This is a genomic window from Salipiger pentaromativorans, from assembly GCF_024721115.1.
GTDB classification, from domain to species: Bacteria; Pseudomonadota; Alphaproteobacteria; order Rhodobacterales; family Rhodobacteraceae; genus Salipiger; species Salipiger pentaromativorans.
Genome location: NZ_JAMDHK010000007.1, coordinates 7041 through 32837, shown reverse-complemented (window position 1 = coordinate 32837; position 25797 = coordinate 7041). Strand labels below are relative to the sequence as shown.

15 protein-coding genes are annotated in these 25797 nt (G+C 70.6%); 10 read left to right on the top strand and 5 right to left on the bottom strand.

Translation table 11 applies throughout. From position 1 onward, the window contains the following. Positions 1 to 18: 18 nt before the first annotated feature. From M4578_RS12615 to pelG, 4 genes are all read left to right on the top strand, one after another. Complete coding sequence (locus tag M4578_RS12615) at positions 19 to 8319, top strand: hypothetical protein (protein WP_258093630.1); 8301 nt, start codon at positions 19 to 21, stop codon at positions 8317 to 8319. Beyond that, positions 8316 to 9071 carry a hypothetical protein gene (locus M4578_RS12610; RefSeq protein WP_258093629.1) on the top strand — a complete coding sequence of 252 codons (756 nt, stop codon included), beginning with the start codon at positions 8316 to 8318 and terminating at the stop codon, positions 9069 to 9071. Before M4578_RS12615 ends, M4578_RS12610 begins: the two co-directional genes overlap by 4 nt. Positions 9072 to 9189: 118 nt before the next feature. Next, complete coding sequence (gene pelF / locus M4578_RS12605; protein ID WP_258093628.1) at positions 9190 to 10704, top strand: GT4 family glycosyltransferase PelF; 1515 nt, start codon at positions 9190 to 9192, stop codon at positions 10702 to 10704. Beyond that, positions 10686 to 12080, top strand: a complete 1395-nt coding sequence (pelG, locus tag M4578_RS12600; RefSeq protein WP_258093627.1) for an exopolysaccharide Pel transporter PelG — start codon at positions 10686 to 10688, stop codon at positions 12078 to 12080. Before pelF ends, pelG begins: the two co-directional genes overlap by 19 nt. On the opposite strand, the gene M4578_RS12595 is transcribed toward pelG, so the two are convergent. Then, the gene (locus M4578_RS12595; RefSeq protein WP_258093626.1) at positions 12077 to 13711 is read right to left on the bottom strand and encodes an endo alpha-1,4 polygalactosaminidase; all 1635 of its coding nucleotides are present in this window, start codon (positions 13709 to 13711) and stop codon (positions 12077 to 12079) included. The two genes, pelG and M4578_RS12595, sit on opposite strands and share 4 nt — an antisense overlap. Then, positions 13708 to 15951 carry a polysaccharide deacetylase family protein gene (locus M4578_RS12590; protein WP_258093625.1) on the bottom strand — a complete coding sequence of 748 codons (2244 nt, stop codon included), beginning with the start codon at positions 15949 to 15951 and terminating at the stop codon, positions 13708 to 13710. Before M4578_RS12590 ends, M4578_RS12595 begins: the two co-directional genes overlap by 4 nt. A 73-nt stretch (positions 15952 to 16024) precedes the next feature. On the opposite strand from M4578_RS12590, the gene M4578_RS12585 reads away from it, so the two are divergent. The 3 genes from M4578_RS12585 to galE all read left to right on the top strand — a co-directional run bounded on the left by M4578_RS12585 (position 16025) and on the right by galE (position 18378). Further along, the gene (locus tag M4578_RS12585) at positions 16025 to 16558 is read left to right on the top strand and encodes a hypothetical protein (RefSeq protein WP_258093624.1); all 534 of its coding nucleotides are present in this window, start codon (positions 16025 to 16027) and stop codon (positions 16556 to 16558) included. Continuing rightward, a complete protein-coding gene (locus M4578_RS12580) occupies positions 16555 to 17103 on the top strand; it encodes a hypothetical protein (RefSeq protein WP_258093623.1) in 549 nt (182 codons plus the stop codon). Before M4578_RS12585 ends, M4578_RS12580 begins: the two co-directional genes overlap by 4 nt. Before the next feature lie 198 nt (positions 17104 to 17301). Continuing rightward, positions 17302 to 18378, top strand: a complete 1077-nt coding sequence (galE, locus tag M4578_RS12575) for a UDP-glucose 4-epimerase GalE (RefSeq protein ID WP_258093622.1) — start codon at positions 17302 to 17304, stop codon at positions 18376 to 18378. On the opposite strand, the gene bcsS is transcribed toward galE, so the two are convergent. Next, positions 18303 to 19019: a cellulose biosynthesis protein BcsS gene (gene bcsS, locus M4578_RS12570; RefSeq protein WP_258093621.1), complete on the bottom strand. Its 717-nt coding sequence runs from the start codon at positions 19017 to 19019 to the stop codon at positions 18303 to 18305. The two genes, galE and bcsS, sit on opposite strands and share 76 nt — an antisense overlap. A gap of 325 nt (positions 19020 to 19344) precedes the next feature. Between bcsS and M4578_RS12565 the strand changes: the two genes are divergently transcribed. Genes M4578_RS12565 through M4578_RS12555 form a run of 3 tightly spaced genes read left to right on the top strand, consistent with a single transcriptional unit; the run spans position 19345 to position 22210 of the window. Continuing rightward, a complete protein-coding gene (locus M4578_RS12565) occupies positions 19345 to 19671 on the top strand; it encodes a HigA family addiction module antitoxin (protein ID WP_258093620.1) in 327 nt (108 codons plus the stop codon). Beyond that, positions 19671 to 21299, top strand: a complete 1629-nt coding sequence (locus M4578_RS12560) for an Eco57I restriction-modification methylase domain-containing protein (protein WP_258093787.1) — start codon at positions 19671 to 19673, stop codon at positions 21297 to 21299. The genes M4578_RS12565 and M4578_RS12560 overlap by 1 nt, the downstream gene beginning before the upstream one ends. After that, entirely contained in the window at positions 21296 to 22210 is a 915-nt protein-coding gene (locus tag M4578_RS12555; protein WP_258093619.1) for a XamI family restriction endonuclease, read from the top strand. The genes M4578_RS12560 and M4578_RS12555 overlap by 4 nt, the downstream gene beginning before the upstream one ends. Positions 22211 to 22240: 30 nt before the next feature. On the opposite strand, the gene atzF is transcribed toward M4578_RS12555, so the two are convergent. Together atzF and M4578_RS12545 are read right to left on the bottom strand one after the other, a co-directional pair. Then, positions 22241 to 24058: an allophanate hydrolase gene (gene atzF, locus M4578_RS12550; RefSeq protein WP_258093618.1), complete on the bottom strand. Its 1818-nt coding sequence runs from the start codon at positions 24056 to 24058 to the stop codon at positions 22241 to 22243. Between the two features lie 49 nt (positions 24059 to 24107). Continuing rightward, positions 24108 to 25739, bottom strand: a complete 1632-nt coding sequence (locus M4578_RS12545; RefSeq protein ID WP_258093617.1) for a dipeptide ABC transporter ATP-binding protein — start codon at positions 25737 to 25739, stop codon at positions 24108 to 24110. Between the last annotated feature and the right edge of the window lie 58 nt (positions 25740 to 25797).

Below are 25797 nucleotides of genomic sequence, written 5' to 3'. Positions count from 1 at the left end.
GGTGCGGCGCCAACCGGATTGACGGCCCGGTACGAGGCCGGATCGGTCGATGTCCGCTGGGACGCCGCCGCGATCCCCGCAGGGTTCTCGGCCCGTCTCGAGGTCACCGATTCCACCGGCGCATTGCTCAGCCCGGCGCCCGACATCGCCTATGATCCGGCGGGCGGGCAGGCGACGGTCTCGGGCGCGTCGGTCCAGCCGCCGGCCAGCATCGCGCTGTCCCTCACCGTGGTTTCGCCACCGGCGGCGCTGCCGGCCTTTGCGCTGGTCGATCTGGGGTTCGTCGCGGCGCCGGATCTGACTCAGGGGGCAGAGGGGCTGCGGATCGCTTGGCATCCGGTGGCGGGGGCGGATTCCTATGAGGTGCAGATTGCCGATGCGGCGGATCAGCCGCTGGATCCGCAGCCGGCGGTCGGAGAGACTGTGCCGCCCGATCCCACGACCGCCGCCGTCGCGCTGGAGGCGCTGGACGATCTGACGACCTACGGCGTCCGGGTGCGGGCGGTTGCCGGGCGGTCCTTCGGGGGCTGGTCCGGCTGGTCGCAGATCCGGATCGACAAATCGCGCCCGGTCAGCGCGCAGCTTCGCGCGCTGCTCGACCGGCTGCGCACCGAGGCCGCCTCGGGCGATCCGCTCACGCTCGGGCCCGACGTGATCGGCGCCGGGCATATCTCGCACCATATCGACACCACCCTGGGCGGCCCGCTTGTGCTGCAAGGCCCCGAGATCGGTTCGGATGCCACCCATGTCCGGGTGGCCGGGCAGGCCACCCTGGCCGGCGCCGCCGCGGCGCGGGCCGAGCTTGCCTTCACCGAAACCGATGGCGCGGTGCAGATGGTGCTGACCTGTCCGCTCGGCAACCGCAGCCTGGCCGAGCTTCAGACGGCAGAGCTGTTTCCCGCCGACATGTTCGATGCCTCGGGCTGGGCCGCCTCGGTGGCGCGGATCGACAATGCGCAGCTTGACGTCGATACCGCGCGGGGCAGCACGCGGGTGACCTCGCCGGACGCGCTGACCCTCTCGCTGGCCGCGATCGGCATGGACAGCGTCAGCGTGCCGCTCGGCCCGGCCCGGCCGCAATTCGATGTCGCGCCGCCCTATCTGGGCCGGCCAAAGCGCTATTTCCCGCGCTTCGCCGCGACTCTGGATCTGGGCGCGGCGACACCGCTGGAGGTGCTGCTGAGCTGCCCTCAGGGCACCGAGCCCTGGCGCCTGACGCTGGCCGAGCCCTGGAGGGTGGGCGACATCGCCGGGCTCGCCGTCGTGCTGGGAGGTGAGGCGCCGGTCCTGCCCGATGGGGTCGGCGGGGTGGCGGAGCTGACCGTGACGCGCATGGCGCTGAGCCATGTGCCGGGCAGCGGCGCGACCCGCATGGCGCTTGCGGCCACACTGACGCCGCCGGGCGGTGCCGGCGCTGCGGCCTGGGGGCTGGGGGCGAGCGGCCTGTCGATGGACCTCGCCTCGCTGTCGATCGAGGCCGTCGCGACCGCCGGAGGGCTGACCGGTCTGCGCGGGGTGATCGGCGGGCGTCTGGTGATGGGCACGCTGGCGCCGCTGGAGGTGCGGGCGCTGCTGCCGGCGGCGGACGGCCGCTATGCGCTGACCGCCCGCACGCTCCAGCCGATGCAATCCGCCGATGGGGCAGAGCTGTTCGGTGGCGATGGCCAGGCCGTGGCCACCTCTCTCGGGCGGCTCGGGACGGTGACCGATTTTGCCCTGCGCGAACTCTATCTGTCCGTCGATCCCTCGGGCGCGACGCTGCACCGTGCCGCCCTTGCGCTGTCCGTGGGCCGCTGGACGATCCCCGCCATCGCGGGGTTGACGATCACCGATCTGGGGCTTGACCTCGACGCGCTGACGCCCGCCGATCCTGCCCGCCGTCAGATCGAGGGAGGATTGCGCGGCACCGTTGCCATCGGGCGGACGAGTTTCGGTGTCGCCGGGCGCTACCGGGCGGATGGGAGCTGGTCCTTCGACATGAGCGGCGCCGTGGGGATGCCCGGCGGCCTCGAGGATCTCTCGGCGTTGATTTCGCCCGCGCAGGTCGCCGGCATGGCGCCGGCGGACGAGGCCGGGCAGCTTCCCGACACCACCGCCTTTGCGGAGCTACGGGCGCTGTCGGTCGCCTATCAGGCGCCGGCCGGCGGGCAGGGTGCGGGGTTCGTCTCGCGGCTCGCCCTGTCGGTGGCGCTGCCCAGGCCGATCCCGCTTGTCGGGGACCGTTTCGTTCTGGACAGCGTCGATCTCGATCTGACCGCCCTGCGCGACGATCCCGGCGCGTCGCTGGAGGTGACCGGCCATATCCGCGCCGAGCTGACCCTGGCCGGCACCCGCTTTGCCCTCGCTGCCGAGCGCGGCGAGGGTCAGGCGAACTGGGCTTTCGAGGGACGGCTGCGTGACGCGCTGGCGCTGTCGCTGGGCACGGTGCTGACCGATCTCGGCATCGGCGATGTGCAATTGCCGCAGGCCGACGGCGCGCCGGCGCAGCTAATCATCGTCGAAGCGGGCATCCGGCTGGTGCCCGCGACTGGCGCGATGGCGCTGGATCTGGCGTCGGAAATGAACTGGAGCGTGGGGTTCGGGCCGGCGGCCATCGCTCTCACCGCGCTTGCGGTCGAGCTCGATGTGCCGGGCAGCGACGCGACGGACACCGCCGCGACCGCCAAGCTGGCAGCCGCGTTCCGGTTCGGCGACCTTGCGACCGGAGGGGCCGAAATCCGTCTCGGAGAGGCCGGGACCGAAACCGTCCTCAGGCTGTCCGCCAACCCGCCCGCGCAGGGCGAGACCGCGCCGACCGCTGCCGATCTCGTGGCCGAGGCGGGGGCACCGGCGCTGACGCCGCTGGTGCCGAAGAACTGGCCGCTCGGGCTGGAGGACATCGGGCTGGTCGTGAATCTCGACCGCGACCTGATGGTGCTGCGCGGCACGCTCGCCGGGCATGCCGCCGCCTATGGGCTGGTGCTGCGCGGCAAGAAACCGGACGGGACGCCGGCGCCGACCCAGGTCCTGGTGGCGGCCACGCTGACCGATGGCTTCAGCTTCAGCGCGCTGCATCAGGGTCTGGAACCGCTCGAGCGGGTCATTGACGTGACCTCCGGCAGCTTTGTGGTCTACAGCCGCGCCAAGAGCGGCAGCGCGGCGCTGAAGGCGGCTTTCGACGGGCTCGAACCGCGCGATCTGCCCAAGGGGACGCACTGGCCGCTCGGGCCCGACAGCGATCCGGAAACCGGTCTGCTGCTTTCGGCCGAATTCAGCATTCCCGCGGGCAGCCTCTTTGGCCGGCTGGTGCAGATCGGTGACGGATCGACGACCGCGCCGGCGCCTGCGGCCCTGACCGCGCGCATTGATGCCGCCACGCCGGGCAACAGCAGCGTCGAGATCGCGCTGCCGCAGATGACCCTTCTGGGCATCGTGACACTGACGCTGACCGCCCGCTTCATCCCGGCGCAGGAACGGCAGATCACCCTGTCGGGACCGGTCGTCCTGACCGGGATCGGCGGCGGCACCTTCGGCTTTCACGGCGAGCTGATCCTGACCGATGCCAAGGCCAGCGGAACGCTCGATCTGCTCGACAGCTCCACGGACAAGCAGGTCTCGGGGCCGTTCCAACTGCCGGGGATTGTGCTGACGGCCTTGCAGCTCGAGGTCACGCGCGTGTTCGGCGCGGCGGCCTCGACCAGCCTTGCGGTGCTTGGGGCGGTGCTGCTGGGGCCGGCGCCGCCGACCGGTGCCACCGACCGGCGGCTGGCGATGACCGCGCGGCTCGATCTCGCGGGCAGCGAGCTGAAACTGTTCAGTGTCGCCCTGCCCCGCGATTTCGATGTCGGGGATTTCCTGGCCCAGTTCGTCAGCGGTGCCGGAGCGGACTGGAGCAGCCACGGGTTCATCGACCTGAGGTTCCGCGCCGGGTCGGTGATCTATTACCTCGACGACGCGGCGGCGGCGCAGGAGATGGGCGCGCGCGGCGGGCTTCCGGCGGCGGTGCTGCCCTTGCGGGAGGGGCTGCACGTCACCGCGCTGGTCACGCTGACGCTTGTCGAGGACATCGACCTGACTCTGCACGTCTCGACCGTTGCCGAGGGCGGGTCGCGCTTTGGCGCGATCAAGGCCGATGTGCAGCTCGACAACGCGATCAAGCTGTTGTTTCTCGAATTTGCCGGCGACACGCTCACCCAGGCGGGCGATGCCTACGACAAGGGGCCGAGCATCGGCATCCGCACCGGGGCGCAGGCGGCATTCCGGCTGAGCACGGGGATCAATTTCTTCGGCAAGGGCATGGTCAAGACCGAAGTGGAGATCCGGGGCGGCACGGCACCGGCGGAGAAATCGGTTCTCACCGGACGGATCTCCGGCGGGCCCGCGCTGGGGCCGCTGGGCGCGTTTTCGGTGGGTTTCACCTGCACCCGCTACAGCGACCATACCGCACTGGCCCTGACCGACTGGCCGATCCCCGACGTGGACGGGGTGATCGACCTGATGCGCGAGATCAAATCCGCGGTCGAACTGCTGGACAAGAGCGGCGGCGGCTGCCAGTCGCTGGCCAATTTCCTCACCGACAGCGCGCTGGCCACGCGGTTCAGCGCCGGAAAGCCCGACGCCAGTGTTCAGGGCGACGCGCTGGTCCTGTCCTTCACGGTCAGTTGCGACATGTATATCGGGTCGGTCTCGGGACAGCCGCTGTTGTCGCGGGATCTGCCGCCGGTCAGCCTGACGATCCCCGGCGACACCCGTTTCGACGATCTGCCGGGGCTCATTCTCGACAATCTCCGGACTCAGGGCGCAACCTTCGCCAAGAACCTGCTGGAAGACGAAGAGACCCTGGCGATGATCCTGGGCATGGCCTTTGCGAAAAAGGCGGCGTCCTACGGGCTGGCGCTGGTCTGCCGGAGCGCGGTGCGCGCGATCCTCGCCGCTGCCGCCGAAGAGGCAGGCGCGGCGATTGGCACCGCGCTGGAGGCCGGGACCGCGGTTGTGGCGTCTACCATCTTCGGCCTGATCAAAAAGGCGCTGGGCGGCGGGGATGACGACGATGACGATACGCCCTCGGCGGGTGGCCCCTCGTCCGGTACGCCGCCTGGCGGTGTCGCGCTGCTGCCTCATGTCCCCCTGATGCGGTCGCTCGAGCGCGTGTCCGGTGGGCTGCGCGGCAACTGGAACCCGGCGTCGCTTTCGGCCAGTTACGATATGGAGATCTCGGGGCCCGGGCTGCCGGCGCAGGTCCTTTCGGCGGGTGTCGCGCTTTCGGCGCTGTATCCGGTCGCGGATCTGGACACGTTGCGCCCCGGCACATTCCAGGCCCGCGCCCGGGGCCGCCGGGACAGCTATCTCGGGGACTGGAGCGCGGCGGTCTCGCTGACAATCGTCCAGACCGCGCCGCCGCAGGTCACGCTAAGCTGCGACGGTTCGGCGCTTGTCGCGACCGTTGCGCTGACGGCGGGCGCCACCGGCGAGGTGGTCTTCTCGATGCCCGACGGCACGGCGCTGGGGACGCCGCAGGCGGTCACGGCGGACAGCCCCGAGGCAAGGGTCGCGCTGCCGGCAGGGGCGACCGGGAGGTTCACCGCGCAGGCCACGGCGCATCGCGATGGCGAGATTTCCAGCGCCCCGGGCCCCGCGGCCGACTGCCGGGTCTGGGCGGCCCCGACCGATCTGGAGGCCCGCTGGGGCGCGGGGGGTCTGGATGTCCAGTGGCTGGCGGAAGCCGGCGCGACCGGGGTTCTGCGGATCACCGATGCCAGCGGCGCGGCGCTGGCGCCGGCACCCCAGGTCGTGACGCCGCAGGGTGCCGAGACCCGGCGCTTCGTGACCGGCCCGGCGCTCATCGACGGCACGGCCCTGAGCCTCGCCGTCCGGGTCGAGATGCCGGGGTCTCTCAGCCCGTGGAGCGACCCGTTCGAAATCACGCTGGAAGATCTCGCGCCGCCTGCCGATCTGGCCTGCCTCTTCGACGGCTCCACCCTGACGGTGAGCTGGTCGCTTCCGGATGGGGTCGGCTCCGGTCTCGAGCTGACAGGCGCGGGTGGCGCCGCGCTCGACCCGGCCCCGGTGATCGACCGTTCGGTTCCGGGGCGGGCAGTCGTCACCGGTCCGGCACTTGCGGCGGGGCAGGCCATCTCGGCCCGGGTTCGGGCCGAGACGCAAACCGCCTTCAGCGCCTGGACCGCCGTGCAGACGGTGACGCTGGCGGTGCTGGAGGTGCCGGTCGCCCTGTCCGCGCAGTTCCGTGCCGAAGGCGGCATCTCGGTGCGCTACCAGCTCGAGACGCTGGGCCCCTGCGAGGTCCAGATCCTGGATGCGGCGGGAATGCCCTTGCCCGACCTGACGGTCACGTCGCAGCAGGCCACCGGCCCGGCGCAATCGGCGGGACCGGGGAACAGCCCGGGGGTCGTGCAACGCTCGACCATCGACCTCGTCTACGACGATCCGCGCCTGACCGCAGACCAGAGCTTTACCGTCCGGATGCGCCGGGCCGACCCTCAGGTGGTGGGGGCCTGGGCCGGGCCGGTGGCGGTCGGCCCGGTGCCGATCCGGCACGATCTTGCGGTGCCTCGCGATCTGGTGGTGCGCGTGGTGCCCGCCGGGCTGCTGCTCGATCTCACCGCCGATCCGGCGGCCACGGCGGTGCGGGTGACGGTGGACGCGCCGGACGGGAGCTCGACGACGCAGGACCTGGCTCTGCCCGGCCCGGTGACTGTTCCCTCCACGGTGATGGAGGGCGGCTACGACATTGTCGTGCAGGCGCTGGCAGACGGGCACGAGAGCGCGATTTCGGACCCCCTCGCGCTCGAGATCGCACCGGATCCGGCCTGGGGGCTGACCCTGCTGAACGACGGTACGGACGAGATCGCCTTTACCGCCCGGCTGGAACGGGACGACGGGATGGTCGAAACCGTCGGCGACCGGCTCGCGCCGGGGGGCTCGGCGCCGCTGCGTTTCTCTGGCCGGCTTGTGCTCGAGGCGCCGGATCCCGCGGTCCAGCCCGCCGCCGGAGATCTGCTACGGCGTGTGCAGGAAATCGGGCTCGTGGCGCGCACGACCGGCAGCGGCCTGGTGCTGCGCTGGTCCGAGATCGCGGCGGTGCTGGACGGCAGTGTCGCGCTCGACGATTTCTTGCTGGTTCGCACCCGGCTTGGCCTGCAACGCCAGGACGGTGCGCAGAGCTGGTGGGTCGAAGACCCTGCCGAGCGGGCGCCGCTGCTTGCGGTCCGGGCGCTCGATCTGGGGCTGGATGCGGCGGCGGTGCGTCGGCTGATGGCGGGGCTGCTGGACGATACCGGTCTGGGCGCGGTGCTGCTTGGCACCCTGCTGGACACCGGGGCCGCGCTTTCCGCGCTGGTTGCGGCGGCCGACCCGACACCCTTGCAGTTGCGCGACATCTGGGACGGCGCGAGCCGTTCGGCGGGGCAGATGATCGAGCCCTGTCTCGCCGCCCGCACCCTGGCGGGGCTGCCGCTCTGGTCGGCCCATGCCGCCGACGATCCGGATACGGCGCTGGCAGAGGTCGTCGCGCTTGGGGCCGATGACTGGAGCCTCGCCGACCGGCTGACGCTCTTCGGCTGTTCGGGGGTGTGGCAGGCCGACCCGTCGCGCGACCCGGCAGAGCTGGCGCACGCGCTGGCATCGCTGAGCGAGGGTCTGGCGATACCCTCCGATCAGGCGGCGGTGGCCGTGGCGCGGGCCGTCCGCGCGGCGCATATCCTGACCGGGGTCGAGCGCGGGCTGGAGGTGGCGCGCATTCTCGCCAAGGTGCTGCCGCCGCCGGTGGTCGCCGCGCGGGTGGCGCCGTTCTGGGCCGAAGAGCTGGCACGCGGCCCCTGGCCGGATTACGCACTGGGAGCGTTCTCGATCCGGTTCGCCGCGCTCGACTGGCGGGACACCCCGCCGGACCCCGCCGCGCTGGTGCGGGCCTTCTCGCGGCTGGAGCTGCCGCCGCAGACCGTTGCGCCGCTTGTGCGCCGGCTGGTGCCGGAGGCGGCCGCCACCGATCTGGCCCGGCCCCTCACGGCGGAGCTGCGGCTGCGCGCCATGCCGCTTCTGATTGCGCCGCCGGCTGGCGGCACCACGCTGGTGGCGTGGGTCATCGCCTCGTCCGACAACCTTGCGGCGGGGTCTCCCGCCGCGGCCGAAGCGGCGCTGATGGCTGCCGCGCCGGACGGTCTGCCCTACCCGCTGGTCTTCGCCGCCGGACTGCTTTGCGCCGGCGTGCCGGCAGAGACCGTGACCCGCCGTCTGGAAGCGCTGACGACGGTCTTCCGCAGCACCACAGCGGCGGGGATCGCGACGTCCGACGCCGAACTCCTGAAAGGGCTTTACGCATGAATCCGCTTTACGATTACGTGATCACCATCGCGCTGGCGCTGAGCGCCGCCGGGTTCAGCGATGCCGAGATTGCCAAGGCGCTGGTCGATGACGAGGTATTCGGGGCGGTGCCGCTGGACACGATGGCCGGCGCACTGGCCGATCCGGCGTCGCTGGGCGGTGTCGATGCGGCGCGCCTGACCGCGCTGCTGACGGCTGCCGGGCGTTACGACGATGCGGACATTGCCGCCGAGGTCGCCCGTCTGGCCGGGGCGCTGCGCAAGGCCGGCGGCGGCGGATTCCTGCCCTTCCAGAAGCGGCAATACCCGATGGTTCCGATCCCGTCGGACCCGCCTTCGGTCTGGGCGCAGTCGCTGTTCGATCTCGAAACCTGGGTGACCGACAACAAGATCGACGCAGCCACCGGCGGAATCGTGAGCTATTCGGAAGGCAGTCTCTACACCGTGCTGGCCAAGGGCCCCGCCGAGCGGTTCACCAAAATCATGTATGTGGCGGTGATCGGAGACGGTGCCCCGGACGTGCTGCCCGGTGTCTATCCGCCGCCGATCCCCGGTCAGAACACCACCTTCACCCCTTGGACCGGGGCCGCGTTCTCGGCCGGTGATGTGGTTCCGGAGGGGCAGGTCTACTGGTGGCGGGCCGAGATCGACTGGAGCGCCGTCAGACCGGGTGAAAACGCCGTCTTCTTTGCCAAGTCCGAGAAAAGCGGCAACAGCAAACCCTTTGCCCTGCAATGTTACAAGGGTCTCTGACCGGCGCCAGCCCCGCGTCTTTCGGACAATGTCGCACCCGGGCGCGATCTGGGCTCTTGACCCCGCGGGCTCTGGCTTTTGAAACTGAGATCCGAGGGAAACCACAGCGAGGCGCGCGGTGCGGCGACAGGACAGGGCCCCGGAGGCCGACATCTGCCTCATCCTGGAGGGCAGCTACCCCTATGTGTTCGGCGGCGTCTCGGGCTGGACGCAGGCGCTGATGGCCTCCCAGCCGGAGCGGCGTTTTGGAGTCATTGCGATGTCGGCGCCGGGCGCCGGCCCCCGCCGCTACGATCCGCCCGCAAACCTGCACTGGGTGCAGGACGTTGTGCTCGGTGACGACGACCGCGCAGGGCGCGGGCGCGGCGGAGGGGATGAGGCCGGCGGTACGCGGCTCGCGGCGGCCATGGCCACGCTGCTCGAAGAGGGTACGCCCGCAGCGCTGGCGGACCTCGCGGCGGCGGTGGCCCGCGAGGCAGGCGGGGTCCCTGCCCGGGCGCTGCTCGACGGGCCGCTGGGGTGGGGTATGGTCTGCGCGCTCTACGACCGCTTCGTGCCCGGCGCCTCGTTCGTGCAGTTCTACTGGACCTGGCGCGCGCTGTTCGGCGGGGTGCTTTCGGTGCTGCGCGCACCGCTGCCGCGGGCCGGCGCCTATCACGCGGTCACCACGGGATATGCCGGGCTGATGGCGGCGCGGGCGGGGGGCGAGACCGGGCGCCCGGTGCTGCTGACCGAACACGGGATCTATACCAACGAGCGCCGCGTCGATCTGATGCTCGCGGACTGGCTGCACCCGGCCTTTCCCGACCGCGACATCGGCGCTGCGCCGCGCCGCGACATCGCCGATTTCTGGCTCATGGCCTTCGAGAGCTTTGCGCAGGTCTGCTATGGCGCCTGTCGCGACATCGTCGCGCTGAGCGCCGCCGGGCGGCACGAGCAGAAGATGCTGGGCGCGCCGCCCGACCGCTGCCGCGTGATCCCCAACGGCATCGACGCGGGGCGGTTCGCGCAGATCGGCCCCCGTCGCGCGGGACCGCCGAGGGTGGCGCTGCTGGGGCGGGTGGTGCCGATCAAGGACATTCATTGCTTTATCCGCGCGGTGGCCGCGCTGCGCCGCGAGCTGCCGCAGGTCACCGCAGTCGTGGCGGGGCCCTGGGACGAGGATCCGGCCTATTACGCAAGCTGTACCGCGCTGGTGCGCAAACTCGGGCTCGAGGGGGTGCTGCGGTTTCCCGGACTCATGCCGGTGACCGAAGTTCTGGAGCAGAGCGATGTTCTGGTGCTGACCAGCACCAGCGAGAGCCAGCCGCTTGCGCTGCTCGAAGCCGGTGCCGCAGGGCGGCCCTGCGTGGCCACAGATGTGGGCGCCTGCCGGGAAATCCTGACGGGGGCCGAGGACGAGCGCCCGCCGGAGGGACCGGGGGGCTTTGTCACGCGGCTCGCCGCTCCGGAAGAGACCGCAGCGCGGCTGGCCGAGCTGCTGCGCGACCCCGTGCAGCGTCGGGAGATGGGCGAGAATCTGCGGCGCCGGGTGCGGCGCCACTATGGGGCCGATGCGATGCGGGCGGCCTATGCGGGGCTATATGCCGATGCGCTGGCCGTGCGGGGGGCACCATGGCGGGCATCGGCATAAGGCTCGACCATATGGTCCATTCCGGGGGGCTGGGTCTGGCGGCACTGGCGCTAGGGCAGGCGCTTCTGCTGGCGGCGGGGCAGTGGATGCTGGCGGTGCTCGGGCTCGCCGCTGCGGGCGCGCTGGTCGCGCTGATCGCAGGGCCCGAGACGGTGATCGCCTTCCGCCTCGTGGTGACCATTGCCGTACTGTCGGCGATGCTGGCCACGGCGGCGCCGCTGCTGGTGGCGGGGCGGGCGTTGTCGGATGCGCTTTACGCGCAGCGGCCCGAGCGCATTCCCGCGCTGATTTCCGGCATGGCCGCACTGTCGGTGCTGCTGGCCGCCGCGCTTTGCCCCGCGTTTCTGTCGCTCTTGGGTCTTGACCGGGCCTCCGGCGTGATGCCCGCCTCGGTCGCGCTGGCGGCGCTGTTCGCGCTGCTCTGGGGGCTTGCGGGACAGGCGACCGCCTTGCGGCGCTTCGGCGCCGTGGCGGTGGCGCTTCTGGCGGGCACCGTGCTCAGCGTCGCGGCGGTGGCCGGGGCGCTGGTGGCGGGTGGCGGGCTGGCCGCCATGGCATGGGGCTATGGCGCGGGGGTCGCGCTGTCCGCCGGGGCGCTGGCGCGGGCGCTGTTCCGCACCTTTCCCTTCGATGCCGGGCCGCTCTGGCCGGCGATGCGGGACCACCTGGTGGCGCTGCGGCGGCATGGGGCGCTGGCCGGAGGCAGCCTTCTGGGGGCGCTGGGGCTGTGGATTGACAAGCTGATCCTCTGGAACCTGCCCGGCGGGCAAGTTTCGGCCATCGGCCTGCGCTATCGCGAGGCCTATGACGGCGCGGTGTTCTTCGGCCTTCTTGCGCTGGTGCCGGGGCTTGCGCTGCTGCTGATCGCCTTCGAGGGCCGTCTCTTCCTGCGCTTGCGGGCCTGGATGGGCGAGCTTCTGGGGCACGCGACGCTGGAGGAGATCCGCGCCGAAAGCGCCGATCTTGCCCAGGAGACAGTCGGCGATCTGCGGCGCGTCTTGCTGGTGCAGGCGGTGGTGGCCTTTGGGGTTTGTGTCGCCGCGCCCCGCATGGCCGCCGCGGGCTGGATCGGCGCGTTGCAGGCGCCGGTTCTGGCGTTCACGGCGGTGGGATGCGTGTTCTACCTCGCGGCCCTCGGGGCGGCGCTGGTTCTGATCAATCTGGATCTCGCGCGCCGCTATCTGGCGGTGCAGGCCGTGTTTTGCGGCGCAACGGCGCTGGCGACGGGGCTGACGCTGTTGATCGGTCCGCAGGCGCTGGGGCTGGGTTTTCCCCTTGGGGCGCTTGCGGCGGGCGGCGTCGGCTTCGTTCTGATGCGCGAGGCGCTGGACGCGCTGCCCCGGCATGTCTTCCGCCGCGCCGCCGCGCCGGGTTAACCGCCGCAGGCGGCGCCGTTTGCAAGGGAGGCGCCGGTGACGACCGGCCAGGGCTCGCTGATCCGGTCCAGACGCCGCACGCCGTAGCTTGGCTGCAACCTGTCGCGTTCCGCGCGCGCCGCGGTGGCGGCCCGTGTCGCCTCGTCGGCCAGGTATTCCAGCAAAAGCACCGGCAGGCCGCGCTCTGTCGCCCGCACCAGCCGGTCGCGTTTCCAGTCGATCCCCTCGGCCGGGTTCGCCACACCATCGCCCTGCTGGCCGAAATAGAGGTCTTCCTCCACCAGCCCGTCGATCGCCGTGTCGAACCCGGCCCTGCCAAGAAGCCCGTGCCCGTTCAGCGGGAAGACGAGAAATTCCGGGTCCCCCGCGCGGGCGTGCCGGGCGAGTTCGGCCACGAAGGTGGCCATGCGGGCGGCGGCGTCCGGGCGTTCGCTCCGATGCCGTTCGAACGCATCCACGCCGTCCAGCATGACGCCGTCATAGCCCGTCGCCAAAATCCGATCGAGCGCCGCATCGGCGCTGCCGTAGATCAGCGATTGCCAGCCCGGTTCCCAGAACCGGACCTCGTAGTTGCCGGGCCAGCGGGGATCGGGCCCCATGAGCCAGTCGGGGGGCGTTTCCTCCCAGTCCGGGCGCCAGTAGAGACGGTAGCTTTCGGCCTGCCCGATGCTGAGATAGGCGATGAGCAGTCGGCGTGTGCCGTCGGGGCGGTGCTTCATCAACTCCATGGTTTCCCGGGGGAAGGCGCCGCCGGGAATGCCGTCGGTCGGGTCGATGATCAGCAGATCCTCGGTGGCGCGGTGCAGCGCGTCGGGGACCAGCGACTGCAACTGGATCGCCCAGCTTCGCAGCGGCAGGGTGCAGCGCGAGACGGGCGCCCCGGAGCTATCCGCACCGGCCATGACCGTGCGGGCGAGGCCGCGCGCGGCAAAGGTCTCTTCCAGAACCGTCGCGATGCCCGGCCCGGGCATCAGCACGTCCCAGCGGCTGGCGCGGCTGCGCGCTTCGGTGCGGCGCCCGGAGGCCAGAAGCAGGTCGAGCAGGGTCAGCCGTTCGCGCAGCAGCCCCGCTCCGGTTCGCGCATCGGCGGCGGTCAGCGCGGCGACGGCCTCGCGGTCGCGCCCCTCTGCCGCCGCGATCATGCCCAGCCGGGCGAGCTGGTCCGCATCGGCCAGACCCGCCTCCCGTAGCCGCGTCAGAAAGGCGTGTTCGGCGGCGGGAGAATCCCGTTGCAGTTCCGCCGCCAGCCGGGCGCGCTGGGCCGGGGACAGCGCGTCGGGAGAGAGTGCCGCCAGCAGCCTGTCGGCCTCGTCCAGCCGCCCCGCCGCGCGCAGGTGCTGCGCCAGTGCCAGCGTTGCGGGTGGGTCATCGGGCACGGCCCGATGCAGCGCCGCAAGCGCGGTTCCGGCGCCGGCAATGTCGCCGGCCTCGGACCGCAGCCGGGCGCGCTGAAGCAGAAGCGCCGGGGACGCGGCGCCGTCGGGGGGCGCTGCCTCTGCCGCCTGAGCGGCGGCCTGCCAGTCGCCGTCGTCGAGCGCGCGCGCGGCGAACTCGCTGCGGCCCGGCAGCAGCGCCAGCAGGCAGGCGGCCCCGGCGAGGCAGGCAAGCAGCGCCTGTGTCCGGGCCTTCATTGTGTCCCCTCCGCGCAGCGCGCCGAGATCTCGACCGGCGGCCGTGCCCGCAGGGGCAGGTCGATCCGGGCAATGCCCCCGGAGACCGTGGCCTCGCCGGACCAGAGCGGCGCACCGCCCCGGGTGACGGTCAGGAACAGCGCGCCGTCCGGAAGCCCGCCCCAGGTCATCCGCCCGGGGCCGAACCCTTCGGCGCGAAGGCGGAACCCGCAGTCCTCGCGCGTGAGCCCGGACAGCGACCAGCCGCTCTCGATCAGCAGCGGCGCGCTTGAGGGCGTTTCGGAAAGGGCGATGCGGGCCTCGGGCACGGCGGGATCGAGCGCGAGATAGAGCGCATCGTTGACCTGCCGGACCCCGATCAGGCCATGGCTTGCCAGCGGGTCGGGCCGGAGCGAGCCGGGGTCGTCGATGCGCAGGGTCTGCAACGCGCCACGATCCGTGATCTCCCAGACGGTTTCCGCCACGCGGTGGATGCGGGTGCTGTAGAAACCCTGCGCAATGGCGGCATAGCGCGATGCGGGCAGCGCGATATGGCGGCCGTCGCGGGCCCGGTCGAGAAACGCTTTCAGCACCGCGAGGCTGGCGCGCTTTTCGCCGCTGAACATGTGGTAGTAGAGATTGAAGGGCTTGAGCCGGCGCGGCTGCTCTGTCCGGTCCAGCGTTTGCGACAGCAGCGCCTGGCCCCAGAACGGCCCGGTCCATTCGTTGGTATAGAGGCTCTCGTTCGACGCCGCCGCGTAGATCTGCCGTTCGGCGCCCACGGGGCGCCCGATCGGCGGCAGGCTGGTGAGCGACGGGAACAGCGCGTCAAAGCGGGCGTTGCCGCCGTTGAGATTGGCGACGCCGGCGCGGCGCGTGGCGGCGATGGCCGCTTCGAAGGGCAGCGTGTCTCCGGTCCATTGGTAAAGCGCGGGTGACTTCTCCGGCGGGGCAAGCCCGGCGACCGTCGCCAGGGCGCCGCCGATTTCCTCGTCGAGCGAGAAGGGGCGCGCGAGGTAGCTGCGCGGCAGCACTTCTGCCGCGGTGGCATAGGTGACCGGTGCCTGTGTGTCCGGCAGGCCCAGCCATTGCGCGGCGCTTGCGGCGATCCGGGCCAGCGGTGCCGGCGCCGGTCGGGCGGCGGCCACAGCGTCGGCGGCGCGTGCCATCAGCCGTTCCTCGGTCTGGCGGTCATAGTCCGCGTAAAAGCCCCAGTCGAACGGGTGGGTATAGCCATGCGCCGCCGCCTCGACCTGCGGCAGCGCCAGCAGCGCCCGCGCGGCGGCGCGGTTGGCCGGGGTGCCGCCGAGCGTCGGGTCCATGTCGCCCGCGATGATGCCCACGGTCACCGGCAGATCGGGATAGGGGGCGATCAGCTCGTCATGCACCGCCTGTGCGGCGATGCGCTTGCGCCCCGAGGGATCCGGCGTCTCAGCGACATTCGCCCAGCCGTCGCCGTCGATATGGCTGAAATAGATCCTGCGTCCCGAAACGGTCGTGACGTCCGGAACCGGGTGCGGCGTGCCGGGCCCGAAGACCCGGTCGAAGAAGGCGAAGGGGTCGATCAGCCATTTGTAGCCTGCGGTTCCGGCGCTGTAGACCGCATAGCCCGGCGGCACCCAGGCGCCCCGGGGGCCGCTGTTGATCACCGCGCTGGCGCGGCCGTCCGGGGCGCGGATCGCCAGATGCGTCACCACCTGCGGGCTCCGGGCAGAGACCAGCGGCAGCGGAGGCAGCACCGGCCCCAGCGCCCGCTCGAACCCGTAGAGCGCATCATCCTGCCACAGGAGCGCGGCATCCCGCGTGACGGGAAGGGTGCCCGAGATCTCGAGCCCGAGCTGAGTCAGGAGCGCGCCGGTCAGATCGCCCGCGCCTTCGGAGGCGAGGCCGGGATCGCCGAGAATGGCAAGCCTGGCCCCCTGCGACAGTTGCGCGGTGATCCAGGCGAGATAGCCGGCGCGGTCGGGCAGCGGGCCGCTGAACCAGGTGAGGATGCGGGCCTCGGGCGCGGGCGGCGGAAGCCCCTGGGCGAGATCGTGATAGATCAGGTCGTAGCCGAGAAAATTGAGCGGCATTTCGGCCAGACGGTGCAGGCGCGTCTCGTCCAGCCGGTCGGTTTCGCGCCCGTCGTAAAGCGCGAGGATCCGCCGGGTGTCGGTGGCGGGGGCCTCTGCGCCTGCGGGCAGTGTGCCGAGGAGCAGACACAGCAGCACCGCCGTGATCCGGCAGAGGAGATGCGAGATGCTGTCGGTACGCGCCATTCCGTGCTAGGCCTTGGACATTGCCTTTCCGGGCCGGGAAGACCGGCCATGTTCTGGATATTGCCCGCTCCGCATGCAGCCTGCCAAGACGATTCCCCCGCAGACGGAACCCTTGCCGCACCCGCCGCCCGACAGCGGACCGGCGGCCGGGCCCGCGCCGCGCCAGCGCGCGCTGCCGGCGGTCGAACTGCTGGCCATGGTCGGGCTGCTGCTGGGGCTGCTCTACCTGCTGACGGGGCGCTGGTCGCCGGAGGGGCTGGCGGTACATCCGTTCTGGCTGCCGGTGTTGCTGATGGCCGCGCGTTACGGTCTGGGCTGGGGCATGGCCGCTGCCATACTGTGCGGCGGGCTGGAGATCGCCGTTTTGTCGCCGGGGCCCGCAACGGGGGTGTTGCGGCGGATCTCCGAGACAGGCGCGCTGCCGCTCGCCTGGGCGGCGGCGGCGCTGCTGGTCGGGGGCATGCGCGACCGGATGGCACGGCAGCTCGCCGCTCAGGACAAGGCGCTCGCCGGCGCGCGGGCCGATGCCGCGCGGCTGGAACAGCGCGCGGAAGAGGCGCTGCGCCAAAGCGCCGAGCTGCGCGACCGGGCTGCCGGCCTGCAATGAGGCGGGCGCTCCTACTCGCGCTGCTGCTGGCCGAGCTGGCAATCTGGGCCGGCCTTCCGGGATCGGTGCCTCAGCTCGCGCGCGTCGCGGCGCATTGCGGGCTTGTCGTCCTTGCAGCACTGGCGGCGCATTGGCGCGGCCTCGGGGCGCCGATGCCGCTGGCACTGCTTCTGACTGCGGTTGCGGGGCCTGCCGGAGCGGCGCTGTCCCTGCTGCTGCCGGCGCCCGATCCGTCCCGCGCGCGGGCGTTGGCACCCTGGTATGCGCGCCTCGCGGGCGAGGATCTGCCGCCGCCGCGCCACGGGCTGGCGCGGGAACTGGCGCAAGGCCGCCGGGCGGCGCCCGAGGCCCTTTCGGCGCGCTCTGCCGCCGCTGTCCTCGAGGATGGCACGCGGGCGGAGAAACAGGCGGTGCTGGCCTGGCTCGCCAGCAGGCTCCCGGAGCAGGGGGAGGCGCTGCTCCGGTTGGCGCTCGACAATGCCGACCCGGCGATCCGCGTGCAGGCGGCTGCGCTGATGGCGCGGATGCTCAGCGAAACGTCATAGTCTTGCCGTCCCGCGCGCGGATCGCTGGGTCGGCTTGACAGGATCGGCCGCCGCCCGGCACAATTCTCGGTATTGAAGCATGCGCGCAAGGTCGCGCCGGACAGATTCAGGTATTCGGAAAACCCTCGGGGTGGGCATGGGGTTTCAGCGGGGTATCGCGGCGGCGATACGGGTCGATTTTGGAATTGGGGTGGCCTGATGCGGGTCGTGGCCACCGGAGGCGCGGGCTATATCGGTCGCCACACCGTGCTTCGCCTCTTGCGCGACGGCCATGACGTTCTTGTCATCGACGATTTCTCGAACGCCTCGCGGGATGTCATCGCCCGGCTCACGGAGGAGACGGGACGCCGGCCACAGGTTCTGGTCGCGGATGTGCGCGATGTCGGGGCCTGTGCCACCGCGATGGCGCGTTTCCGCGCCGAGTCGGTTATCCATTTCGCCGGGCTTAAGGATGTCGCGGCCTCTGTGCAGGATCCGGCGCGGTATCACGCGGTCAATGTGGGCGGGGTGCAGGGCATCCTCGACGCCATGACGCGGGCGGGCTGCGAGACCCTGGTCTTTTCGTCGTCGGCTGCGGTCTACGGCGCGCCCCAAACGCTGCCGATCCCCGAGGCGCATCCGCTACGTCCGCTCAGCCCCTATGGCGAGACCAAGCGCCTGGCAGAACAGCTTGTGTCGGGATGGGCGCGCGCGGCGGAGGGCCGTCGCGCCGTCTCGCTGCGCTATTTCAATCCCGCCGGCGCTGCGCCCGCGCTGATCCGTCCGGGCGACGAGGCGCCCGGCTGCGACAGCCTCGTGGCGCGCGTGTCCGAGGTTGCGGCGGGGCTCACGGCGGGGATCGAGATCTTTGGCAGCGATTACGACACGCCCGATGGCACCGGGCTGCGCGATTTCCTGCACATCGACGATCTGGTCGCCGGGCATCTCGCGGTGCTGGCCCGGATCGAGGGGCTGGCGCCCGGGACGGCGCTCAACCTCGGGTCCGGCGGCGGTGCGACGGTGCTGGAGTTGCTGCGCTGTTACGAGCGTGTGAGCGGCTGCGCCGTTCCGCACAGCCTGGGCGCGCGGCGCGCGGGGGATATTCCGGCCTCCTGGGCCGACACCTCGGCGGCGCAGCGCCTGCTTGGCTGGCGCGCGCGGCACGATCTGGCCGAGATCTGTGCCTCGGCCTGGACCGCGGTGACCCTGGCCGCGCCGCTTCAGCGCAGCGACAGGGGGATGGAATATTCGAATGCGATATACGCACCGTCGTCGTCGCTGCCCCGGTCGTCGTGATAGCCGGCCGAGATGCCGAAACTGCCATTGCCGAGCGGCAGATCCGACACGAAGAGCCCGTAGCGGACCGTTTCGGCCGAGTCGCGCTCGTCGGCATAGATCGCCTCGAGGCCGAAGGTCATCTTCTCGCTGGCCCAGCCGGAGCGGAGCTGCGTGTAAAGACGCTCGTTCGCCGAGAGATAGGCGCCATAGCCCTGGAAGAACAGCGCATCGACGGATTTGGTCTGGAAGCCGGCCTGAAGGATATAGCCGGTATGGGTTCCGTTGTTGCGGGCTCCGGTATCGGGATCCTCGGTGTTTTCGATCACATCGACCCCGAGCGCCAGCGAGGCGTAATATCCCGGCGTATGCCACTGATATCCGAGCAGCACGCTCGCGCCGGTGCTGTCGGTATCCGAGAACGAGCCCCAGCTTTGCGAATAGCCGAGATTGGCAGACAGCGTCCATCCGCTGGCCGTGATGTCGCCGTTCAGCGCGGTGACAAAGCCGCCATAGATGCCGGCGCCCCCGTCATAGCCGTCGATCCCGGTGAACAGGACGGTGTCCAGGGTGTCGTCGGCGCGGGCATCCGTGACGGCGAGGGTCAGGGAAAGCGCGGTCGTTGCTGCAAGGGTCCAAATGCGTGCCGAGAGAGATGTCATGGAAAGACCTCCGAGAGAATACGGGCTCAGACGTGATTGAAATTCCGGCTTGGCTGCGAGCAGAGTAAAGTCCCGCGTTTCGGAAACAAGAAAAACCGGCGCGGGAGGATGCGAATTGCCCTGGATGCGTCATTTCCGCCGCGTTATCGCTGCAATTGCGGCCCGGGCGCCCGAAAACCCTGTGTCCCGATACATGGTGCCTGTGATCCTTCGGCACTCTGCGCGGGGGGATATATCTTCGGAACATAGACGGAACATGATTGTAAATCGTGACGCTACAGTGCACAGTGCTTCTGCTGCGAAGCATGTCAGGGGATGGTCGGGAATGATCGCGAAAACAACGAATAAGGCTCCGGCGCATCCGGGCGGGTTTGTGCGGGCGCAGGTGATCGCACCGCTGGGCCTTTCCGTGACCGATGCGGCGCAGGCGCTTGGCGTGACGCGGCCCGCCCTGTCGAAATTCCTCAATGCGCGTGCGCATCTGTCGCCGGAAATGGCGCTGCGGATCGAAAAGGCATTCGGGGTGCCGATGGACGAGCTCATGCAGATGCAGAACAGTTTCGACATCGCGGAGACCCGGAAGAAGGAGAAGGACATCAAGGTCCTGCCGTTCCGGACCCCGGCGCAGCGCCGGCAGGAGACATCCGCGTGATGGTCGGTGGCCTTGCGGATCGCGACCGCATCTTCGCGACCGAAGACGATCTGGTCGCAATGGCGCTGGCGCTTGGCGCGGCGCAGGCCGGCGGGGCGCTGTCGGCGGCAGAGACCGCGCTTGCCAAAACCGCCGAGGCGCGCCCGGTGTCGCCGCACCGGATTGCAGACCTGAAGGACCGTATCCTGGCCGGAGAGGATCCGCTTGGGGATGCGTTCTCGGTGCTGCGCTCTCCGGAGGTGCGGCGCGACCAGGGGGCGACCTATACCCCGGCGCCCATCGTCCAGACGATGATCGACTGGGCCGCGGCCACGCGCACGCCCGCCCGCGTGATCGACCCCGGCGTCGGCTCGGCGCGGTTCCTGTGCCGTGCGGGACAGGCCTTTCCCGAGGCCGAGCTGGTCGGCATCGACGTCGATCCGCTGGCGGCGCTGATGGCCCGCGCCAATCTGGCCGTGACCGGTCAGGGAGGCCGCGCGCGCATCCTTCTCGGAGATTACCGCCGCTTCACTGGGCAGGTGGCGGGCAGCTCGCTTTATATCGGCAATCCGCCCTATGTGCGTCACCACAAGATCGGGGCGGTGTGGAAGACATGGCTGACCGCCGAGGCGGCAAAGCTGGACCTGCCCGCCAGCCGGCTGGCGGGGCTGCACGCTTATTTCTTCCTGGCGACGGCGCGCAGCGCGAAGCCCGGGGATTTCGGCGCATTCATCACCGCATCGGAATGGCTGGACGTGAACTATGGCGCGCTGGTGCGTGCGCTGATGCTGGGCCGGCTGGGCGGCAGGAGCGTGACGGTGATCGACCCGACCGCCCAGCCCTTCCCGGATGCAGCCGCAACCGCCGCCATCGCGACCTTCGACATCGGGGCGAAACCGCGCGCGGTGTCTTTCCGGCGCATCGAGGATCTCGCCTCTCTGGGCGAGCTGGGCAAGGGGCGGACCGTCCCGCGCGAGCGTCTGGCGGCCGAGGGGCGCTGGTCTCATCTGACCCGCGACAGCGAGAAGCCGCCCGAGGGCTATGTCGAGCTGGGAGAGCTTTGCCGCGTCCACCGGGGCACGGTGACCGGGGCGAACGGCGTCTGGATCGCCGGCGCCCACAGCGTCGGTCTGCCCGAGACGGTTCTGTTTCCGACGATCACGCGCGCGCGCGAGGTGCTCGAGGCCGGCGGGCTGCTGGCGGATTCCCGTAAGTTGCGCCGGGTGATCGACCTGCCTGCCGATCTCGATGAGCTGGACAGCGCCGAGCGCAAGGCGGTGACGAAATTTCTCAAGGTTGCGCGCGCGATGGGGGCGAACAAGGGCTATGTGGCCAGCCATCGAAAGGCCTGGTGGTCGGTGGGGCTGCGCGCGGCGGCGCCGATCATCTCGACCTATATGGCGCGCCGCCCGCCCGGCTTCATCATCAACCAGGTCGATGCCCGCCACATCAATATCGCGCACGGGCTCTATCCGCGCGACCCGATGAGCGACACGGTGAGGAAAAGCCTCGTCTCCTATCTTCAGAGCAATATCTCGCAGCGCTCGGGCCGGACCTATGCCGGCGGTCTGACCAAGTTCGAACCGCGCGAGATGGAGCGGCTCATCGTGCCGGGGCCGGCGCTTCTGGCCGCCGGTGCGGTCTGTTGATCGACCCGCCTGTCTGGAGCGACGCGGATCTCGAGACCCATCGCCTTCGGGCCATCTCGGCGTTTTCGACCGAGCGTCTGGAAGAGCCTCTGGAGGATTATCTCGAGGCGTTCGACGAATATCGCGGTCATGTGGAGGAGATCCTCGACGTGACCGGCGATCTGACCCGGCTGGAGGAGACGGCGCTTGCGGTTCTGGGCGAGCCCCGTCTGCTGGAGGCGTTCCGCTATCTCGCCGGTCCGCCCGTCTCGGAGGACGATCTGAAGGTGCTGGCGGATGCCCGTTCGCTCGCGCGGGGCACGTTGGAGAAGACACCGGCGCTTGTGCAGCGCCTGATCGGGGTCGTGCGGCAGGTTCTGGACCGGCGCCGCTTTGCCTGGGCAATCGAGGGACGTGCGCCCACGACCGCAGAGCGGGACGCGGCGGTGCTGGCCTCTGCCGCGCTGATGGCCGCCAGCCGCACGCAAACGCTGCGCCGGACCCACGGGAAGGACCGGCAGGAGGCGATGGTGAAGGACGCGCTGACGGCGCTGGGCTTCACCGAGGTGCCGTCGCGCAAGATCCTGACGATTTCCCAGGCGCCGGCGCAGGGCGAGTTCTGCGGCGAGAGCGTTCTGGGGAACCGCAAGGGAGACATCATCGTCCGGCTGCGCGACGACCGGGTCATGCCGATCGAGTGCAAGGTGTCGAACTCATCGACCAATTCGGTCAAGCGCCTCAACAATGACGCGGCGGTCAAGGCGGTGAGCTGGAAGAGGGATTTCGGATTGCGGCAGGTCGTGCCCTGCGCGGTGCTCAGCGGCGTCTACAAGCTGCACAACCTGCTCGACGCGCAGGAGCGCGGTCTGGCGATTTTCTGGGCGCATGATCTGGACCCGCTGACGGAGTGGATCGCCCGCACGAGGCCCTGACCCGCCGGGTCCGGGCCGCGTATGGCAGCCTTACGGGGCCGGGATCTCTGCCGCCGGTCGCACGGGGGCGACGGCCTGCGCCATATAGGCGCGCCAGCTTCCGAATTCGGACACATCGAGCGCGGTATCGAGGCCATAGGCTTCGCAGATGAATCCCACCTCTTCGCTCTTGTCCTCCAGCTCGACCGTGCCAAGCCCCAGCGGTGCGGGAATGCCGGAGAGAAAACGCCCGGCGCTGGCAAGCGGCAGCGCCCAGAGCTCGCCGGCGATCGCCCGCCCGCCCTGGGCCACGCGTGCCAGCCCCGGCCGGCGTGGCGGCCCGCCGGCCAGTGCGTAGAGCTTGTAGGCGGGCGCCGTGTGGCAGGCGCGCAGGAACCGGGCGCCAAGCGCGGCCAGCTCGCCGTTGAGCGGCATGCCGGACATATGCGCGCCGCAGACAAAAACCGGCAACTCGTCGTCGCCGGCGCCGGCCGCGATCGTGGGGGCCGGCGGGCGCGCCCAGCCGGTGGCGCCCATGGGCCCGTCCTCGACCAGCATCGCCGCAGCGGCGAGGCGGGCGTCGTCGCCTGCGCGGCCGAGGAAGGTCACGCTGCCGCGCCGCCCGTCGCGCCGCAGCCCGGTGGGGACGGCAAGGCCGCTCATGTCGAGCAGGTTCACGAAGTTGGTGTAGGTGCCGAGAAGCGAGTTCGGCCCGATCGGGTCCACCGCGATCTCGGCCGTGGTGACGAACCGGGGGATGGTCGGCACGCAGAGCATGTCGATTCCTTGAAGTGCCTCGAGACAGAGCTTGCGCAGCGCCGCGAGCCGGTACTGGGCGCGAAAGGCATCGACCGCCGTCAGGCCGAGACCGGCAGAGACGATCTGCCGGGTGACCGGGTGCAGCGTTTCGGGCTTGTCGGTCAGCCGGTCGCCGATGGCGGCGGTGCGCTCGGCGACCCAGGCGCCCTCGTAGAGCAGGCGAGCGACATCGTAGAACGGGGTGAGGTCGATTTCGGCGACCTCGACGCCTTGTGTGCGCATGCGAGTCAGCGTGGCGTGGAAGCTGGCGGCCTGATCGGCGTCGCCATCGGTGACGAGCGTGTCCTGCGTCGGCACGCCGATCCTGAGCCGGGGGGGCAGGGGCGAGAGGCGCGGCGCGGGGAAGGCGCGGGAATAGGCGTCGGCGGGGTCTTCGGCCTGCGAGACGGCGAGGACCTCCCAGGCATCAGCGGTGGTCAGCGCGAAGATCGAGATCGTGTCGAGCGTCCGGCAGGCGGGGATCATGCCGCTGGCCGAAAGCGCGCCGAGCGAGGGTTTGAGCCCGACGATGCCGTTGAGCGCCCCGGGCACGCGGCCCGAGCCCGCCGTGTCCGTCCCCAGAGAAAACGCCGCGACGCCGAGCGCGACCGCCACGGCGGAGCCGGAAGAGGAACCGCCGGGCACGATCTCGGGGTCGATGGCGTTGCGCGGCACCGGATAGGGGGTGCGCAGGCCGACAAGCCCGGTGGCGAACTGGTCGAGGTTGGCCTTGCCGAGACAGATGGCGCCGGCGGCCAGCAGCCGCGCGACCACGAAGGCATCGGTGTCCGCCACATAGGAGAAATCCGGGCAGGCGGCGGTGGTGGGCATGCCCGCCACGTCGATATTGTCCTTGACCACGAAGGGGACCCCCCAGAGCGGGCGGTCGTCGCGGGGGCCGAGGCCGCGCGCGGCCGCCAGCGCCGCCTCGCGCGCGTCATGGATCAGCACTCCGGGGTCGCCCGCGGCGTCGAGTCGCGTGAAGGCCAGGGCGATCACGTCTTCGGGGCGGGCGCCGGCGGCATAGGCGGCGCGCAGGGCGGGCAGGGTGAAAGGCAGATCCTGGGTCATCGTGAGTCCTTTGGCGTCGGTCTTGAAGGGTCGTGTCGGGCGCGGCCGGTCAGGCGGCCGGGGCCGGGATCGGGGCTTGCGGTGCGGCGGACAGCAGCTCGCGGGTATAGGGGTGCGCGGGGGCGTCCATCACCTGCTCGACGGGGCCGGAATCGACGATCTCGCCGCCCTTCATCACGATCACATGGTCGCAGAGCAGCCGGACCACGTTGAGATCGTGCGAGACGAAGAGATAGCTCATCCCGAGCCGCGCGCGCAGATCGGCAAGCAGGTTCAGCACCACCGCCTGGATCGACACGTCGAGCGCGGCGGTGGGTTCGTCGAGGATCAGGAAATCGGGATCGGTGGCGATGGCCCGGGCGATGCCGACCCGCGCCTTCTGCCCGCCGGAAAGCTGATGCGGAAAGCGGTCGAGCAGATGCGCGGGAAGGCCGGTGAGGCTTGCCAGTTCCTCGACCCGTGCGGCCTGGGCCGCGCCGCGCAGATCGGTCATCCGCTTCAGCGGTTCGGCGATGGACTGGCGGGCGGTGTGGCGCGGGTTGAGGCTGTCGGTGGCGTCCTGGAACACCATCTGGATCTTGCCGCGCAGCGGGCTGCGGGCGAAATCGGCGGCGGGCATCTGCGCCAGATCCGCGCCCCGGAACAGGATCTGGCCCGAGGTCGGATCGAAGAGCCGCACCAGCATCGAGGAGGTTGTGGACTTGCCGCAGCCGGATTCGCCCACGAGCCCCACCGACTGGCCCTCGCGGATGGTGAAGGAGATGCCCTTGACCGCCTGCACCGGGCCGGATTTGCCCTGATAGGTCTTGATGAGATCCTTCACCTCGATGAGCGGCGTATCCTTGATCTCGTGCGGAGCGAGCGGGCGGCGGTCCTCTGCGGGCAGAAGCTGGCGGATCGCAACGCCGCGCCGGGGCGTGGCATCGACCAGCTTGCGGGTATAGGCGTGCTGCGGGGTGCCGAGCAGCGCCGTGGGGGCACCTTCCTCGACGATGCGCCCGTCCTTCATCACCACGATGCGGTCGCAATATTCCGAGGCGAGGCCGAGGTCGTGGGTGATCAGGATCGAGGACATGCCCCGGGCTTTGACCAGCCCGTCCACCAGATCCATCACCGCTTTCTGTGTGGTGATGTCGAGCCCGGTGGTGGGCTCGTCCATGATCATCAGCTTGGGGTCGCAGGCCAGCGCGATGGCACAGACGACGCGCTGGCACATGCCGCCGGAAAGCTCGAAGGGATAGGCGTCGTAGCGTGCCTCGGCGTCGTGGATCTTGACCGCTTCCAGCGCTTCGATGGCCTTCTTGCGGGCGTCCTGCCGGGTGGCGCGGGCGTGCTGGCGCAGCACGTCCTCGATCTGGTGGCCGACCTTGCGGATCGGGTTGAGGGCGGCGCGCGGGTTCTGGAAGATCATGCTGATCTCGCGGCCCCGCAGGTCGCGCATGTCGCGTTCGGCGGCGCGGCGCAGGTCGATCCCCGAGTAGACCGCGTCGCCCGCCTTGATCCGGCCATTGGCATCGAGGATGCGCATGAGCGCGTAGGAGGTGACGGATTTTCCGGAGCCGCTTTCGCCGACGATGCCGAGGCGTTCGCCGCGGGCGAGCTCGAAGGAGATGCCTTTGACTGCATTCACCTCGCCCTTGCGGGTCTTGAAGGCGACCTGGAAATCTTTGACGGAGAGCATGGGGCGGCGGGTCCTTTTGCGAGGTGGGGGGAGGATCGGATCGCCTTGCGATCCGACC

What these genes read in the sequence shown, in the direction of transcription:
- M4578_RS12610 (WP_258093629.1), top strand. Translation starts at nt 8,316, where the DNA reads ATGAATCCGCTTTACGATTACGTGATCACCATCGCGCTGGCGCTGAGC.
- pelG (WP_258093627.1), top strand. Translation starts at nt 10,686, where the DNA reads ATGGCGGGCATCGGCATAAGGCTCGACCATATGGTCCATTCCGGGGGG.
- M4578_RS12595 (WP_258093626.1), bottom strand. Translation starts at nt 13,711, where the DNA reads ATGAAGGCCCGGACACAGGCGCTGCTTGCCTGCCTCGCCGGGGCCGCC.
- M4578_RS12590 (WP_258093625.1), bottom strand. Translation starts at nt 15,951, where the DNA reads ATGGCGCGTACCGACAGCATCTCGCATCTCCTCTGCCGGATCACGGCG.
- M4578_RS12585 (WP_258093624.1), top strand. Translation starts at nt 16,025, where the DNA reads ATGCAGCCTGCCAAGACGATTCCCCCGCAGACGGAACCCTTGCCGCAC.
- M4578_RS12580 (WP_258093623.1), top strand. Translation starts at nt 16,555, where the DNA reads ATGAGGCGGGCGCTCCTACTCGCGCTGCTGCTGGCCGAGCTGGCAATC.
- galE (WP_258093622.1), top strand. Translation starts at nt 17,302, where the DNA reads ATGCGGGTCGTGGCCACCGGAGGCGCGGGCTATATCGGTCGCCACACC.
- bcsS (WP_258093621.1), bottom strand. Translation starts at nt 19,019, where the DNA reads ATGACATCTCTCTCGGCACGCATTTGGACCCTTGCAGCAACGACCGCG.
- M4578_RS12565 (WP_258093620.1), top strand. Translation starts at nt 19,345, where the DNA reads ATGATCGCGAAAACAACGAATAAGGCTCCGGCGCATCCGGGCGGGTTT.
- M4578_RS12560 (WP_258093787.1), top strand. Translation starts at nt 19,671, where the DNA reads ATGGTCGGTGGCCTTGCGGATCGCGACCGCATCTTCGCGACCGAAGAC.
- atzF (WP_258093618.1), bottom strand. Translation starts at nt 24,058, where the DNA reads ATGACCCAGGATCTGCCTTTCACCCTGCCCGCCCTGCGCGCCGCCTAT.
- M4578_RS12545 (WP_258093617.1), bottom strand. Translation starts at nt 25,739, where the DNA reads ATGCTCTCCGTCAAAGATTTCCAGGTCGCCTTCAAGACCCGCAAGGGC.